Annotated in this window: 15 protein-coding genes; 11 read left to right on the top strand and 4 right to left on the bottom strand. The window is 69.5% G+C overall.

What is annotated here, in order from left to right; all coding sequences use genetic code 11:
* Window positions 1–2: 2 nt before the first annotated feature.
* The 11 genes from LH076_RS15500 (at window position 3) to LH076_RS15450 (ending at window position 11375) form a co-directional block, all read left to right on the top strand.
* Entirely contained in the window at window positions 3–1298 is a 1296-nt protein-coding gene (locus LH076_RS15500; RefSeq protein WP_227781655.1) for an FAD-dependent monooxygenase, read from the top strand.
* Window positions 1295–1759 carry a nuclear transport factor 2 family protein gene (locus LH076_RS15495; protein ID WP_227781654.1) on the top strand — a complete coding sequence of 155 codons (465 nt, stop codon included), beginning with the start codon at window positions 1295–1297 and terminating at the stop codon, window positions 1757–1759. The genes LH076_RS15500 and LH076_RS15495 overlap by 4 nt, the downstream gene beginning before the upstream one ends.
* Entirely contained in the window at window positions 1756–2616 is an 861-nt protein-coding gene (locus tag LH076_RS15490) for a fumarylacetoacetate hydrolase family protein (protein WP_227781653.1), read from the top strand. The genes LH076_RS15495 and LH076_RS15490 overlap by 4 nt, the downstream gene beginning before the upstream one ends.
* A 3-nt stretch (window positions 2617–2619) precedes the next feature.
* Complete coding sequence (locus LH076_RS15485; protein ID WP_227781652.1) at window positions 2620–3006, top strand: RidA family protein; 387 nt, start codon at window positions 2620–2622, stop codon at window positions 3004–3006.
* Window positions 3007–3016: 10 nt separating this feature from the next.
* Window positions 3017–4492 carry an NAD-dependent succinate-semialdehyde dehydrogenase gene (locus tag LH076_RS15480; protein ID WP_227781651.1) on the top strand — a complete coding sequence of 492 codons (1476 nt, stop codon included), beginning with the start codon at window positions 3017–3019 and terminating at the stop codon, window positions 4490–4492.
* A gap of 2 nt (window positions 4493–4494) precedes the next feature.
* Window positions 4495–5661 carry a DUF3500 domain-containing protein gene (locus tag LH076_RS15475; RefSeq protein WP_227781650.1) on the top strand — a complete coding sequence of 389 codons (1167 nt, stop codon included), beginning with the start codon at window positions 4495–4497 and terminating at the stop codon, window positions 5659–5661.
* Between the two features lie 7 nt (window positions 5662–5668).
* A complete protein-coding gene (locus LH076_RS15470; protein WP_227781649.1) occupies window positions 5669–7561 on the top strand; it encodes an FAD-dependent monooxygenase in 1893 nt (630 codons plus the stop codon).
* Window positions 7558–8772: a Bcr/CflA family efflux MFS transporter gene (locus tag LH076_RS15465; protein WP_227781648.1), complete on the top strand. Its 1215-nt coding sequence runs from the start codon at window positions 7558–7560 to the stop codon at window positions 8770–8772. The genes LH076_RS15470 and LH076_RS15465 overlap by 4 nt, the downstream gene beginning before the upstream one ends.
* Before the next feature lie 114 nt (window positions 8773–8886).
* A complete protein-coding gene (locus LH076_RS15460; protein ID WP_227781647.1) occupies window positions 8887–9060 on the top strand; it encodes a hypothetical protein in 174 nt (57 codons plus the stop codon).
* 186 nt (window positions 9061–9246) lie between these two features.
* Window positions 9247–10509 (top strand): HNH endonuclease signature motif containing protein, encoded by a 1263-nt coding sequence (locus tag LH076_RS15455; RefSeq protein WP_227781646.1) that lies wholly within the window; start codon window positions 9247–9249, stop codon window positions 10507–10509.
* Between the two features lie 86 nt (window positions 10510–10595).
* Window positions 10596–11375, top strand: a complete 780-nt coding sequence (locus tag LH076_RS15450; RefSeq protein ID WP_227781645.1) for an alpha/beta hydrolase family protein — start codon at window positions 10596–10598, stop codon at window positions 11373–11375.
* On the opposite strand, the gene LH076_RS15445 is transcribed toward LH076_RS15450, so the two are convergent.
* From LH076_RS15445 to LH076_RS15430, 4 genes are all read right to left on the bottom strand, one after another.
* Complete coding sequence (locus tag LH076_RS15445) at window positions 11365–12129, bottom strand: FAD:protein FMN transferase (RefSeq protein WP_227781644.1); 765 nt, start codon at window positions 12127–12129, stop codon at window positions 11365–11367. The two genes, LH076_RS15450 and LH076_RS15445, sit on opposite strands and share 11 nt — an antisense overlap.
* Window positions 12126–12662, bottom strand: a complete 537-nt coding sequence (locus LH076_RS15440; protein WP_227781643.1) for an FMN-binding protein — start codon at window positions 12660–12662, stop codon at window positions 12126–12128. The genes LH076_RS15445 and LH076_RS15440 overlap by 4 nt, the downstream gene beginning before the upstream one ends.
* Before the next feature lie 7 nt (window positions 12663–12669).
* Window positions 12670–14064, bottom strand: a complete 1395-nt coding sequence (locus LH076_RS15435; RefSeq protein ID WP_227781642.1) for a ferric reductase-like transmembrane domain-containing protein — start codon at window positions 14062–14064, stop codon at window positions 12670–12672.
* A 65-nt stretch (window positions 14065–14129) separates the two neighbouring features.
* On the bottom strand, window positions 14130–15068 hold the full coding sequence (locus LH076_RS15430; RefSeq protein WP_227781641.1) for a LysR family transcriptional regulator: 939 nt from the start codon (window positions 15066–15068) through the stop codon (window positions 14130–14132).
* Between the last annotated feature and the right edge of the window lie 19 nt (window positions 15069–15087).

Here is a 15087-nt window from a genome sequence, read left to right as displayed (position 1 = left end):
TCATGACCGACACCGCCCTCGACATCGCCATCATCGGAGCTGGCCCGGCGGGGCTGCTCACGGCTCTGCGCATGCACCAGGCGGGCCTCCGTCCGACGGTCTACGAGGTCGTCCCGGAGCTCAAGCCGCTCGGTGTGGGCGTCGACATCAAGACGGTCGGCACCGCGGAGCTCGACGACCTCGGCCTGCTCGAGGAGTTCCGCGCGATCTCCGTCGACGCCGAGGACTCGATCTTCTACAACCACTTCGGCCAGGAGATCTACGCCGAGAAGTGCGGCACCCACATGGGCTACCTGCACGAGCAGCGCTTCGTGCACCGCGGCACGCTCCAGATGCTGCTCTACAAGGTCGCGGTCGAGCGTCTCGGCGCGGACGCGTTCCACCTCGGTGCCGGGGTCAACGGTTACTCGCAGGACGAGACCGGCGTGACCCTCGAGCTGCAGCTGGCCGACGGCAGCACCGCCACGGCGCGCCACGGGGCGGTCATCGCCGCGGACGGCATCAAGTCCGCGATCCGCAAGCAGATGTTCCCTGAGCTGTCGGCCCCGCACTTCTCCGGCATCACGATGTGGCGCGGCACGACGCTCATGGAGCCCTTCCGCGGCGGCCACACGATCCTCCACATCGGCGACCCGAACATCTCCTCCCTCATCGTCTACCCCATCGCGGACAACTTCGAGGGCACCGGCAAGACGCTCGTCAACTGGGTCGCGGAGACCAACGGCGAGGAGACCATCGAGGACTGGAACCAGGTCGGCGACATCAGCGAGGTCATCCCGCTCTTCGACACCGTCAGGCTCCCGTTCCTCGACGTCCAGGAGATGATGCGCAACGCCCGCGAGGTCTACCTCTTCCCGCTGATCCGGCACGACCCGCTCGACAACTGGGTCGACGGCCGCGTGGTCCTCCTCGGTGACGCCGCGCACGCGATGTACCCGCGCGGCGGCAACGGCATCACGCAGGCCATGCTCGACGCCCGGGTCATCGTCAACAAGCTCGTCGAGAACCCGGACGACCCGCACGCCGCCTTCGTCGCGTACGACGCCGCCCGCCGTGAGGGCGTCAACCGGATCGTCATGAACATGCGGGGCGAGGGCTACGAGGTCATCCGTCGCATGGTGGCCGAGCGCACCGAGGGCAAGCCGTTCGAGGACGTCGAGGAGGTACTGCCGCTCGCCGAGGCCGACGAGATCTTCAGCAAGTACCACGCCCTCGTCGGTGCCCCGCGTCCCGGCTTCGAGGCCGGCGAAGCCACGGGCTTCCGCACCGAGCACGCGCAGACCAAGGCCAAGGCATGAGCGCTGTCGTCCTCGCGGACGAGGCCACCCGCGCGGAGATCCTCGCGGTGGAGGAGCGCCGTCAGCAGGCGCTGCTCGACCTGGACCTCGACACCCTGAGCGACCTCTACGACGACTCACTGATCCACACGCACGCGCCCGGCCTGACCCACACGAAGGCGCAGTTGCTCGAACATGTGGCCACCCGGGCGCCGTACAAGGGCGCGACCCGCGGCGAGCTGACCATCCGCCTCATCGGAGACGTCGCGATCATGACCGGCCGGCTCACCAACCGGCTCGGCAGTCCTGACGGCTCCGAGCGCACGGTCGCCGGGCAGGTCATCCAGGTCCTTCGCCGCTGCGAGGACGGGAAGTGGCGCTTCGTCAGCTTCCAGATGACGCCCGACGGCGAGCACGTGTGGAAGCCCATTGCCGGCGAGGCCGAGGATCTCGCCCGCCGTACCGAGGAGAATCAGTCATGAAGATCGCACGCTTCCACATCGGCGACAGCCCGACCCGGATCGGCCGCGTCGACGAGACCGCCGACGGTGTGAGGATCACCGACGTCTCCGACATCCTGGGCACGTCGCTGCGCACCATCCTGCCGATCCTGCCGGGGCTCACCGACCAGGTGCTCGGTGCCAAGGGCACGACGTACGCCCTGGCCGACGTCGTCCTCGAGGCGCCGATCGACAACCCGCAGAAGTACCTGGGCATCGGGATGAACTACAAGGAGCACGCCGAGGAGGCGCGCCAGGCCGGCATCCCGATCCCGGAGAACCAGATGTGGTTCAACAAGCAGGTCTCCTGCATCGTCGGTCCCTACGACAGCATCGTGAAGCCGAACATCTCCGACGCCCTCGACTACGAGATCGAGCTCGGCGTGGTGATCGGCCAACGCTGCAAGAACGTCTCGGTCGAGGACGCCCGGTCGGTCATCGCGGGCTACCTCGTCACCAACGACGTCTCGGTGCGCGACTGGCTCCAGAAGCGCTCGCCCACCTTCACCCTCGGCAAGTCGTTCGACACCCACGGTCCCATCGGACCGTGGCTGACCACGGACGACGAGATCGCCGACCCGCTCGACCTGCAGATGACGCTCACCGTCAACGGCGAGGTCCGCCAGGACTGGCCGACCAACGACATGATCTACAACATCTACGAGCAGATCGCGTATCTCACGCAGGTGTTCACGCTCATGCCCGGCGACATCCTGGCCACGGGTACGCCGTCCGGGATCGGTGCGCCCACCGGCAACTTCCTCAAGGTGGGCGACGTCGTCCGCGCCGAGATCCAGGGCCTGGGGGCGATCGAGAACCGCGTCGTCTCCGAGGGCTGAGCGATGGCCGAACGCACCAGCATCCATCTCGCCGGGTTCTCCCACGTGAACCCGATCCCGGCGGCCAGCCGGATCGGTCCCTTCCTCGCGACCGGCGCCCTCACCGGGCGCGACCCGGAGACCGGCGAGATGCCGGCCGACGCGGACACCCAGTTCGCGAACGTGTTCGGGCACGTCCGTGCACTGATGGCCGAGGTCGGCGGCAGCACCGACGACATCCTCAAGATGACGTTCCACCTCACCGACCCCGACGATCGCGAGGCGCTCAACCGCGAGTGGCTCGCGACCTTCCCCGATCCCGAGAGCCGGCCCGCGCGCCAGGCGATCGCGGCGCGCCTCGACCGCGGCGCCGTCGTGCACTGCGACCTGCTCGCCGTGCTCAGCAACTGAAGAAGGACCCATGAACGCACAGCGAGAGGCGACCCTGCTCGCCTCGGTCAACGACGGCCTCTACATCGGCGGTCAGTGGCGGGCGGCGTCCGACGGCGCGACCCTGGAGGTCCAGAACCCTGCGACCGGCGCCGTCATCCGCACCGTCGCCTCGGCCTCCGTCGACGACGGCCTGGCAGCACTGACCGCGGCCGACGAGGCCTTCCCCGCCTGGGCCGCGACGCCGGCCCGCGAGCGCGCGGAGATCCTGCGGCGCGCCTTCGACCTCCTCATGGAGCGGGCCGACGACGTGGCCCTGCTGATGACCCTCGAGATGGGCAAGCCGCTGGCCGAGGCGAGGGGCGAGGTGGCGTACGGCGGCGAGTTCCTGCGCTGGTTCAGCGAGCAGACCGCCCATGTCTCAGGGCGCTACGGCGCCAACCCGGAGAACTCCGGCCGGATGATCGTCACGCAGCACCCCGTCGGGCCCTGTTACCTGATCACGCCGTGGAACTTCCCGCTGGCGATGGCCACCCGGAAGATCGCGCCGGCACTGGCCGCCGGCTGCACGGTCGTCATCAAGCCCGCCGCGCTCACGCCGCTGACCACGACCTACTTCGTGCAGCTGCTCGAGGAGGCCGGCCTGCCCGCCGGTGTGGTCAACGTCGTCACCACGGAACTGCCCGGCCCGATGTCGGAGGCGATCATCGCCGACCCGCGGCTGCGCAAGCTCTCCTTCACCGGCTCCACGCCTGTCGGGCAGCAGCTCCTCACACAGGCCGCTCGGGGCGTGCTCCGGACTTCGATGGAGCTCGGCGGCAACGCTCCCTTCGTCGTCTTCGACGACGCCGACCTGGACAAGGCCGTCGACGGCGCGATGCTCGCCAAGTTCCGCAACATCGGCCAGGCCTGCACCGCGGCCAACCGCCTGCTCGTCCACGCCGACGTCGTCGAGGAGTTCACCGACCGGCTCACCGACCGGGTGAAGAACCTCGTCATGGGCCCGGGCACCGAGCCGGGCGTGGCGATCGGCCCCCTCATCGACGAGCGTGCCGTCGCCAAGACCGACGAGCTCGTCCAGGACGCCGTCACGCATGGCGCCACGGTGCGGACCGGTGGCGCACCGGCCGGGGGTGCGGGGTTCTTCTATCCCGCAACGGTCCTGGCCGACGTACAGGCTGGAAGCGCGCTGCTCACCGAGGAGATCTTCGGCCCGGTGGCGGCGATCGTGCCGTTCGCCGACGAGGACGAGGCCGTCGCGCTCGCGAACGCCACCGAGTACGGCCTGGTCTCCTACGTCTTCACCGAGTCCCTCGCCCGCGGCCAGCGCATGATCGAGCGCCTCGAGACCGGGATGATGGGGCTCAACGTCGGCGCCGTCTCCAACGCGGCCGCGCCCTTCGGCGGCTGGAAGATGTCCGGACTCGGCCGCGAGGGCGGCGACGAGGGCATCCACGAGTACCTGCAGACGAAGTACACCCTCACCGCCAACCCGTTCCAGGAGTGACCATGCACTACGAGGCCCCGCAGACCATCAAGCGCATGCTCTTCACCACCTGGGCACTGCTCGACTCCCTGGCTCCCGACCTGCGCGGCCAGATGCACATCCCCGCGATGGACGACCCGCGTCGCCTCGACTGGGACTTCATCCCGAAGCCCGACCGCACCGGCGTCGCCCTCAACAAGCTCGACCACCACCAGCGGATCCTGGCCCACGCCCTGATCAAGTCCGGCCTCTCCATGCGCGGCTACAGCCAGGTGCTCTCGGTCATGGCGACCGAGAACCTGCTGCGGGAGATGGAGGTCATCGAGCGCGGTTTCGGCGTCATCGCCGGCGAGTTCCGTGACCCCGAGAACTACTGGATCACGATCTTCGGTCGCCCCGGGTTCGAGGACACCTGGGGCTGGCGGATCATCGGCCACCACCTCTCGCTCTCATTCACGATCGTCGCCCAGCGCTACCTGACGATCACGCCGTTCGCGATGGGTGCGATGCCGATCCCGGCCGGCGTGCTCAACCCGCTGGGGCAGAGCGAGGAGATGGCCTTCGAGATCCTCGACGGCCTCTCGACCGACCTGCGCGAGGAGGCCGTCATCCACGACGTGGCCCCGGCCGACTTCGTCACCCGGCAGGTGCCGTACGTCGGCGCGGAGGAGTGGTCCGACCCGGTTGACCTGGGCATCGTCGGCTACGAGATCACCGACGCCGACCGTGAGGCGGTCCGCTTCGTGAAGGCCGCGCCGTCCGGGGTGAGCGGTGCCGACCTCGACGGTGCGCAGCTCGAGGCCGTGCGCAACCTGCTCCTGCGCTTCGTGGAGACCGGTCCCGAGGAGATCAGCGCGCAGTACCGCGAGCAGGTGCTGGCCGAGGACCCGAAGCTGCTCCACTTCGCCTGGGCCGGCGGCACGCGGCCCGACACCGCGCACTACTACCGGGTCTCCACCTCGGGCCTGCTCGTCGAGGCGGACAACGCGGTCGCGGCCGGCCAGCACGTCCACACGGTCTGGCGCGACCTGCACAACGACCTCGGCCAGGACCTGCTGCTCGACCACTACCGCCAGCACGGCGCCAACGGCGAGCACCTCCAGCGCCGCCTCGTCTCCCACCGCGCCACCGAGGACGCCGCACTCAACACCGAGGCATGGTATGTCCCGCAGGTCTACAAGAGGCCGTGACGCGACGATGCAGTTCCACCACCACGGCTACGTCACCACGGACCCGCGGATCCAGCCCGCGGCCGGGCTCGGGCTCGACCGACCCGACGAGCTGCCCGACGAGATGGATCTGCTCATCGTCGGCGCCGGCCCAGCCGGCATCCTGCTCGCTGCACAGATGTCTCAGTACCCGACGATCAACACCCGGATCATCGAGCGTCGCGGCGGCCGGCTCGAGATGGGACAGGCCGACGGCATCCAGGCCCGCAGCGTCGAGACCTTCCAGGCGTTCGGCTTCGCCGAGCGCGTCATCGCGGAGGCCTTCCACCTCACCGCGATGAACTTCTGGTCGACCGATCCCGATGATCCGTCCCGCATCGTCCGCACCCAGCGGACCGTCGACGACCCGGACGGCTTCAGCGAGTTCCCACACCTGATCATCAACCAGGCGAGGGTGATCGACTACTTCGCCGAGGCAGCGCGCTTCGGGCCGGGGCGGATCGCACCGGACTACGGCTGGGAGCTGATCGACCTCAAGGTGCTGCCCGAGGGCGAGCGGCCGGTCGAGGTCACCCTGCGTCGGACCGCCGGCGAAGGAGCGGGGGAGGAGAGGACCGTGCGGGCGGTGTACGTCGTCGGCGCGGACGGCGCGCGCAGTGCGGTCCGCGAGGCGCTCGGCATGCGACTCGAGGGCACCCAGGCCATGCACGCCTGGGCCGTTCTGGATGCGCTCGCCGTCACCGACTTCCCGGACATCCGCACCAAGTGCCAGGTCCAGACGCCGAAGGGCGGCATCCAGCTCATCCCGCGCGAGGGCGGCCACCTCTTCCGGATGTACGTCGACCTCGGCGAGGTCGACGAGAGCGACCGTGGCGCGGTGCGATCCACGAGCCTCGACGCCGCGATCGCCAAGGCCAACGAGATCCTCGCGCCCTACACGCTCGATGTCCGGCACGTGCCGTGGCACAGCGTCTACGAGGTCGGCCACCGTCTGACGTCGCGCTTCGACGACGTGCCGGCCGACGAGGTGGGGACGCGTGCGCCGCGGGTCTTCATCGCCGGCGACGCCTGCCACACGCACAGCGCCAAGGCCGGGCAGGGCATGAACGTCTCGATGCAGGACACCTTCAACCTCGGCTGGAAGCTCGGCCAGGTGATCAGCGAGCTCAGCCCGGCCTCGCTGCTCGACACCTACGCCGCCGAGCGGCAGGTGGTCGCCAAGAATTTGATCGACTTCGACCGCGAGTGGTCGACGATGCTCACCAAGGACCCGGCCGAGATCCCGCCGGACGAGTTGGCGGAGTTCTACGTCAAGACCGCCGAGTTCCCCGCGGGCTTCCGCACGCACTACGCCCCGTCGATCATCACGGGCAGGGACCAGCATCAGGCACTGGCCACGGGGTTCCCCCTCGGCAAGCGGTTCCATTCCGCCGGCGTCGTACGCGTGGCCGACGCCAACCCGATGGAGCTCGGCCATCACGCGCGTGCCGACGGCCGTTGGCGGATCTACGCCTTCGCCGACGGTGCCCGCCCCGCCGACTCCCCGGCGCTGCAGGAGTGGGCCGAGTGGATGCTCGATGCGGGCGACTCGCCGCTGGGCAGCTTCAACCCGGCCGACGCTGAGCTCGACGCGCTCTTCGACGTGAAGGTCGTCTTCCAGGGCCGGCACGACGAGGTCGACCTGCGCGCAGTGCCGACGCTCTTCCTCCCCCGCGTCGGGCCGTTCGACCTGATCGACTACGAGAAGGTCCACGCGACGGACCCGGCTCGCGACATCTTCTCCGAGCGAGGAGTGGCGCGGACCGGTGCGCTCGTCGTCGTCCGCCCGGACATGTACGTCGCCCACGTGCTGCCCCTCGCCGCGCGCGATGAGCTCACCGCCTTCTTCGCGCTGAGCATGCGGTCGACCGGCGGATCGTGAGTGCGACCCCGCCGGAGAAGGCGCTGCCGCTCCGCCTGATCCTCGTCCTGGCGCTCCTCTCGGCGACCGGGCCGATCGCGACCGACATCTACCTCGCCTCCTTCCCTGAGATCAGCCACGGCCTCCGGACGGACGCGCCCCACGTCCAGCTGACGCTCACCGCTTTCCTGCTGGGCATCGGGGTCGGACAGCTCTTGTGGGGGCCGCTGTCCGACCGCGTGGGTCGGTGGCGACCGATGGTCGTCGGCTCGGCGATCGCCACCGTCGCCTCGGTCGTCGTGATGTTCTCGCCGAACGTCGAGGTCATGATCGGCGCCCGTTTCGTGCAGGCCGTCTGTGCCGCCGCGACGATGGTGCTCGCCAGGGCGGTCATCTCCGACCTCTCCCGCGGTTTCGCCGCCGCCCACTCGATCTCGCTGATGATGGCGGTGCAGGCGATCGCGCCGATCGCGGCGCCGGTCGTCGGCGGCCTCCTCTCCGGACACGTGCCGTGGCGTGGCGTGCTCGGCGTCGTCACGCTCTGCATGGCCGCCCAGCTCGTCGGTGCGGTCACGGTCGTGCGGGAGACCCTCCCGGCCTCACGTCGAACCGCGACGCTGAGCTATCGGCCCCTCGGCGTCGTACTCCGCCGTCCGGCGTTCGTCCTGCAGGCCCTCACGCAGGCGCTGTCGATGGGCGCGATCATGTCCTTCATCTCCTCCTCGTCGTTCATCTACCAGGGAGTGCTCGGCCTGCCGGGGTGGGTCTTCGGCCTCGGGTTCGCGCTCAACTCGGCAGGCGTCTTCTGGGCGGGTACTCGCTCGGCGGCGCGCGCTCGCGCCCGGATCCACCCGGCACGGACCATCTCCCTCGCCCTCCCCGTGGCCGCAACGGCCGCGCTGCTCGTGCTGGGTGCGGCGGCCTCGCCGCATCCGATCCTTCTGTTGGTCCCGTTGTGGGTGGTGATCGCCTCGCTCGGCTTCGTCACCGGCAACGCGGTCAGCCTCGCGATGGAGCAGGTGCGCGACCGCGCCGGCGCCGGCTCGGCTGTCGTCGGCGGCCTGATGTTCCTGACGATGTCGCTCTGCTCGGTCCTCTCCGGGCTGGGTGGCGAGGACACCGCCGTCCCGATGGCCCTCACCACACTCGGCGCAGTCCTGCTCTGCGCAACCGTCTTCGTCGTGGCCCGCCGGGTGGTCGAGCCCGGCAGCGAGGCGGCGTTCGTTTCCTGAGGCGGGTCCGTGCGGGCGTACGACGCCGGGCACCTGCGCTGGTGGAGAAGCTCAGCGGCCTTGGTCTCGGGGTGTTTCGTTGGTTCTGTTTCAACGTCGACCCAAGGAGAAGCAATGAGCGATCAGAGCGGCCCGCGGAACGAGAAGAACGACCCCACGGAGGAGGACGGCCGCGACGGGATCCGCGCGGACCCCGCCGACCTTGACGACGTCCGCCCCACAGAGAACACCAAGGACGGTCTTGTGGTCGATGGGATTCCTACGGATCCCAACGGCGGAACTTCCTGACGCAGTCCGGTCGCTCGCGGAACGCTCATCGCTCGTTGAGCGCCGACGCGAACGCGCGGTGCGGAGTCCTTCATAGCGGTGACCGCGGCTCTCCACTGGGCGTGATCGCTGCCATGTCGCCTGAATTCAGTCGATCTCGGCGTCGAAACGCTTGCGTTCGATTGTTCGAACAGATAGGATCGGCGCATGTCGCTAGCTGTAGACGCCGGATCCACCGAGAACATTCTCGGCCCCAGCGTCGGCATGCCCATCGACAACCCCCTCGCCATGATCGCGCTCACGAAGCAGAGCGCGAACATGGCTGAGATCGCCTCGCTGTTGCACACCATCGACTGGGCCCAGCAGCACCAGACCAACGACCCGGCACACGCAGCCTCCGGCGACAAGGTCCACGACATCCCCCTGGCCGGCGAGGGCACGCCCTGGATCGACGAATCCGCCCTCATGGACCTCGCCGCCGAGACCGGGATGAACGACCACCAGACACGCCTCTGGATCGGCGACGCCCTCGAACTCCACCACCGCCTCCCCCAACTCTTCTTCCGGCTCTACGACGAACAACTCCCCGTCTGGAAAGCACGCCTCGTCGCCCAAGCCTCCCGCGTGCTCACCGCGGAGGGTGCGGCGTGGCTCGACAAAGAACTGCACATGCGGTTCGAGAAGATCGGCCCCACCGCACTCAAACGCTTCATCGCCCACGCCATCGACCGCTTCGACCCCGCAGAGGCAGCCCGACGCGCTGAAGCAGCCGCCGAGGCCCGCAAGGTTGACCTCCGCCCCCAGGACGACGGCACCGACGACCTCTACGGCAAGACCGACCACGCCGACGGCCTCGACCTCGAAGCAGCAATCCAGAAGGCCGCCGCCGAGTTGAAGGAGCAAGGCTCAGAAGAGTCCCTCGACATCCGGCGATCACAGGCACTCGGCGTCATCGCCCGCCACTACCTCGCCGGTACGTCGGCCGGTGCCGTCACACGGACCGTGAACCTCTACGTCCACGCCGACAACGAGGGGCAGTTCACCACCGAAGGCGCCACCGGCCTCACCACGCTCACCCAGGTCCGTGAGTGGTGCGAGACGTCGAACACCAAGATCGTGGCCCGTCCCGTGATCGACCTCAACCGCAACCTCAAGCGGAACGGCTACGTCCCCTCAGTCGAGATGCGGGAACAAGCCATCCTGACCGACAAGACCTGCGTCGCACCGAACTGCGAACGCACCGCCCGCACCGCGGACCTCGACCACATCGAGGCCTACGACAAAGAGCACCCCGACCGCGGCGGACCCACCAGTAGCGAGAACCTCGCCTGCCTGTGCCGGTACCACCACCGGATGAAGACCTTCACCGACTGGACCTACACCAAACTCGAACCCGGCTACTACCTCTGGCGCAGCCCCGCCGGCAAGCACTACCTCCGCACACCGGCGGGGACGATCAAGCTCAGCTGAGCCGAGCCACTTGTGAAAGACCGCACAAGTGCGCTCGTGAGAATTGCTTAAAGCGGTTCACATCCAGACCTGTGCAGGCTTGGCGCGTGACCACTGAACGCGTCTGGTTCGAGAGCTCCAGCGGCCCCGCCCTGGCCGGACTGATCGACCACCCCGAGGGGCAGGTGCGCGGCTGGGGCGTCTTCGTCCACGGCTTCACGCTCGGCAAGGACCACCCGTCGGTGGCGCGCACCTGCCGGCAGCTCGCGGCCAAAGGGATCGGCATGCTCCGCTTCGACGCCCTCGGCCTCGGTGACTCCGAGGGGGAATGGGGAGAGGGCGGCTTCTCGGTGAAGGTGGCCGACACCGTGCGTGCCGTCGCGTTGATGGCCGAGCGCGGCGCGCCGGCCGGTCTCCTCGTCGGACACTCGTGGGGAGGCTCCGCGGCGATCGCGGCGGCCGCCCGCATCCCGGAGGTCACGGCGGTGGCGACGATCAACGCCCCGGCCGACCCGACCCACGTCCAGCACCACTTCAGCAGCGTGATCGACCAGGTGATGGCCGAGGGGTCGGCGCCGTGGACGGTCGCCGGCCGCACTCTGACGCTGACGCGCTCCTACGTCGAGGACGTGCGCCGGGCGTCGATCCTCCCGGAGGTGTCTGCGCTCGGCCGTCCCCTGCTGGTGGTGCACTCACCCTGCGACGCGACGGTCTCGATCGACCATGCGACCGAGCTCTTCATGGCCGCTCGGCACCCGCGCAGCTTCGTCTCCCTGGAGGAGGCCGACCACCTGCTCACCAAGGCGGGGCGTGCCCAGCGCGCCGCCAAGGTGATCAGCGCCTGGGCTGGCCCGTACCTCCGTCAGACCCTGGCGCTCAGCGCCTGACCTCCGCCACGCGGCCGTCGCGGTGGACGACGACGGCACTCCGGCCGCGGCTCTGCAGCCAGTGCTCACCGACGCTGGCAAGCACGAAGGCGGCCGTCGCGTCGACATCGGCGGTGGTGAGGTCTTCGGCGATCACGGTGACACTGGCGAGGGCGGTGGGGGTCGAGCCAGTGCGGGGGTCGGTGAGGTGGGCGCCGCGGCGGGCGAGTCCACTGGTGGCGACGGCACCGTCGCGCACCGGGACCGTCGCGACGACGCGGGCGAGCTCGTGCGGATCCTCGATCCCGATCCGCCATGCCGGCCGGTCGTCGGCTGCCACGTACGCGACCAGGTCGCCCCCGGCGCTCAGGCAGAAGTCGGTGTCCCCGAGATGACGCAGCGGTCGTGCCGCACGGTCGACGGCCCATCCCTTGACGATGCCGCAGGGGTCGAGGCGTCCGTGGCGACGTACGTCGAAGGCGCCGTGGGACTCGATCCGGGCCTGTTCGGCGAGACCGAGGACCTCGGCGACCTCGGGAGGGGCGTCCATGAGATCGATCTCGCCGCGGTCGAGTCGGGAGATGACGGAGTCGGTCCGGAACGGGCTGAAGACCCGGTCGACGTCGCGGAGCGTCGCCATCGTCTCGGCCCACGCCGCCTCGCCCTCGAAGGTCCCCGCGGCGCGGCCCCGCAGCGCGAGGCTGATCGGCATTCCCATCACATGCGCCACGCGCCGTACGACGCCGGGCCGGCGCTGCGCCACGGCGGTGGTCACAGGCCCGCCTCGTCGAGCGCGCTCTGCAGGGAGCCGATGTAGCCGTCGCTGGTCACGGTCGCGCCGCTGACCATGTCGATGTCGGCGCTCTGGGCGTCGAGCGTCTCCTGGATCAGCTGCGGCAGGGCGTAGGAGTTGATCTCCTGGTCCTTGCCGTTGTTGCTCGGGTAGACCGGCACCTGGACGTCGGTGATCTTGCCGTCGCTCACGGTGATCGCGACCTGGACCGGGCCCCACTGGGTGTCCACCGAGTCACCGGTGACGGTGCCGTCGCTACTGGAGTCGTCGGTCGACGGCGTCGGGGTGGCGTCGAGCGTGCCGTTGCCCTCGGGTGCCTGCCAGGTGTCGGTCGAATCGGAGTCATCGGACCCGTCGGATCCGCTCGACCCACTGGCGGCACTCGAGCCCGTCGTGCCGGCGCTGATCGCAGCAGGGGCCGCGGTGGAGACGGCGCCCTCGGTCGAGGTGCGGTAGCCGAAGAGGAGGACGACCGTGGTGACGGTGCCGAGTCCCCAGAGGACGATGCGTTTCATTGTTCACTCACCATTCGAAGGTCTCGACGTGGAACTGGTCGGAAGGGAGGCCGGCGGCGAGTGCCGCGGCCCGGAGTCGCGCGACCCACGCGGGGGGTCCACAGACGAAGAGGTCGCGCTGGGTGAGATCGGGGACGTAGCCGAGCAGGGCCCGGGTGTCGTCGGGCGCGTCATGGTCGGCCAGCCAGGAGTCGTCGCTGCGACGGTGTCCCGGAAGCCATGCCAGCCGCAGCGGTCGGAGCCCGGCGAGGGTCGTGAGCTCGGTCGTGAAGAGCGGCTGGTCGCGGTAGCGGTGGAGCAGCACGGCGTCCTCGTACGGGAGGCCCTCAGCGAGTGCTCGCAGGGGTGCGAGGCCGAGGCCGGCCCCGATGAAGGCCACCTTCGGACGGGTCTGGCTCCGCTCACCCAGCCGGCCGAACGGCCCCTCGATGAGGACCCGCGATCCCGGACGGAGGTGGGCGAGGGCTCGGGATCCGTCGCCCACCTCCTGGACGGTGATCCGCACGTGGTCACGTTGGGGGACCGCGGACACCGAATAGGGGTTGGCGCGTGTCCAGCCGCGCCGACCGAGGAAGCGCCAGGTCAGGAACTGACCGGCACGGATGTCGAGGTGCTCGATCGCGCGGCCCTGCATCCAGACGGACACGACCCCGGGGGCCTCGGGCACCACGGCGACGACGCGCAGTGAGTGGCGCAGGCTGCGGCCGAGAGGAAGGGCGATCCGCCAGATCAGGACGGCCGCGGCCGCGGCGGCCCAGAGGGTCCACCAGAAGACGGTGCGCGACGTCGAGCCGAGGAAGTCGGTGCCGGTCCACAGCTGGTGGGGAAGGGCGAGGCCGACGCCGAGGTAGGCGTAGAGGTGCATCAGGTGCCAGGACTCATAGCGCAGCCGGCGGCGTGCGGCCTTCACCGAGGTGACGACCACCATGACGAGGCAGGCGGTGCCGGCGACGGCGAGCAGCATGCCGGGGTAGTTGACGCTGAGATCCCACGCCGTCGGCACGAGCTCGGAGACGCGAGCATCGGCGTAGCCGATCGTGATGAGGACGATGTGGGCGAGCATCAGGTTGAACGAGGTGAAGCCGGTCAACCGGTGGCGGTGCGCGAGACGGTCCTGGCCGAAAGCCCTTTCCAGCAAGGGGATCCGGGCCATCAGGATCACCTGGGCGAGCAGGAGGACCGAGGCCCAGAGTCCGGTCAGGCGACCGACGCTGTCGAAGCCGTCGGCGACGGTGTGGATGTCGGCCACGCCTCCGCCGACGATCCACCAGTACGTCGGCAGCAGCATCGCCAGCCAGAGCGCTGCGGCCGCGGCAAGTCGGAGGGAGGCGTCACGCCGTGCGAGGAGACCCCAGCCCGGAGCCGTCGTGGTGGTCGGCTCGGTCGCCGCGATCACTGCCATGACGACAAGCCTGCGGCTCCTGGCTGAGATTGCCCTGACTGCTGGTCAGACAATTGATGAGGAGTTCAGGCCGGATCGCGGGTCACCGGCAGTTGCGCCGGCGAGACCTGCTCACGGAGCACCTCGACGAGGAAGGAGACCAGCCACCGCTGGGCTGCTGTGCGCGAGGCGTCATGACGTGCGTAGACCGCCACCTCGAGGGGCTCGGTCTCGAACGGCAGCTGGACGATGCGGAGCCGGTGCGACTCGATGAAGGCCTCGGCGACGTACTCGGGGAGGATCGCCACGAGGTCGGTGGTCTCGAGGAGGTAGGGCAGTGCCGAGAACCGGCTGACCTCCACGGTGACGCGGTCGAGCAGGTCGTGAGCGGCCAGCGCGTCGCGGGGCCCGCGGTGGCCACTGGGTCCGACCACGCTGGCATGGTGCTCGCGGCGCAGTTGGGCCATGGTGACCGCCCCGGAGCGGATCCGTGGGTGGTCGTCGGCCACCATGCCGACGTACCGCTCCCGGAAGAGCGGCACCCGGACGGTGCGGTGGGAGGTGAGGACGGGAGTGGCGACGAAGGCATCGACCTCACCTCGGCCGAGCTGGCGTTCCACGTCGTCGACGTCGAGCGGGCTGACGGTGAACGACACATGCGGTGCGGACTCTCGCGCCGCCGCGACCAAGCGCGGCAGGAGGGTGACCTCGCCGAGGTCGGAGAGGGCGATCGCGAACCGCGCGGAGGTGGTCGCGGGGTCGAAGTCACCGACCTGCTGCAGCACTCCGTCGATCTCACTGACCGCTCGGTGGAGCGGCTCGTAGAGACGCTGCGCCACTGCGGTCGGTGCGAGACCGCGGCCGGTACGGCGGAACAGCTCGTCGCCGAAATGCCGGCGCAGCTTGCCCAGGCTGTAGCTCACCGTGGGCTGGGTGACGTGGAGCGCCTCTGCAGTCACCGTGACACTGCCGGTCTCGTACAGCAGGACGAAGACCCGCGCGAGGTTGAGGTCGAAATCCGCCATAGATCCAGTCTATGTCGTC

This window comes from Nocardioides sp. Kera G14 (assembly GCF_020715565.1).
Classification (GTDB): Bacteria; Actinomycetota; Actinomycetes; order Propionibacteriales; family Nocardioidaceae; genus Nocardioides.
The sequence above is the reverse complement of the archived record's forward strand: the minus strand, read 5'-3'. Positions and strand labels throughout refer to the sequence as shown.

Excerpts from the sequence above, each read along its gene's own strand:
- LH076_RS15500 (WP_227781655.1), top strand. The coding sequence starts at position 3 with ATGACCGACACCGCCCTCGACATCGCCATCATCGGAGCTGGCCCGGCG.
- LH076_RS15495 (WP_227781654.1), top strand. The coding sequence starts at position 1,295 with ATGAGCGCTGTCGTCCTCGCGGACGAGGCCACCCGCGCGGAGATCCTC.
- LH076_RS15490 (WP_227781653.1), top strand. The coding sequence starts at position 1,756 with ATGAAGATCGCACGCTTCCACATCGGCGACAGCCCGACCCGGATCGGC.
- LH076_RS15485 (WP_227781652.1), top strand. The coding sequence starts at position 2,620 with ATGGCCGAACGCACCAGCATCCATCTCGCCGGGTTCTCCCACGTGAAC.
- LH076_RS15480 (WP_227781651.1), top strand. The coding sequence starts at position 3,017 with ATGAACGCACAGCGAGAGGCGACCCTGCTCGCCTCGGTCAACGACGGC.
- LH076_RS15475 (WP_227781650.1), top strand. The coding sequence starts at position 4,495 with ATGCACTACGAGGCCCCGCAGACCATCAAGCGCATGCTCTTCACCACC.
- LH076_RS15470 (WP_227781649.1), top strand. The coding sequence starts at position 5,669 with ATGCAGTTCCACCACCACGGCTACGTCACCACGGACCCGCGGATCCAG.
- LH076_RS15460 (WP_227781647.1), top strand. The coding sequence starts at position 8,887 with ATGAGCGATCAGAGCGGCCCGCGGAACGAGAAGAACGACCCCACGGAG.
- LH076_RS15455 (WP_227781646.1), top strand. The coding sequence starts at position 9,247 with ATGTCGCTAGCTGTAGACGCCGGATCCACCGAGAACATTCTCGGCCCC.
- LH076_RS15440 (WP_227781643.1), bottom strand. The coding sequence starts at position 12,662 with ATGAAACGCATCGTCCTCTGGGGACTCGGCACCGTCACCACGGTCGTC.
- LH076_RS15435 (WP_227781642.1), bottom strand. The coding sequence starts at position 14,064 with ATGGCAGTGATCGCGGCGACCGAGCCGACCACCACGACGGCTCCGGGC.
- LH076_RS15430 (WP_227781641.1), bottom strand. The coding sequence starts at position 15,068 with ATGGCGGATTTCGACCTCAACCTCGCGCGGGTCTTCGTCCTGCTGTAC.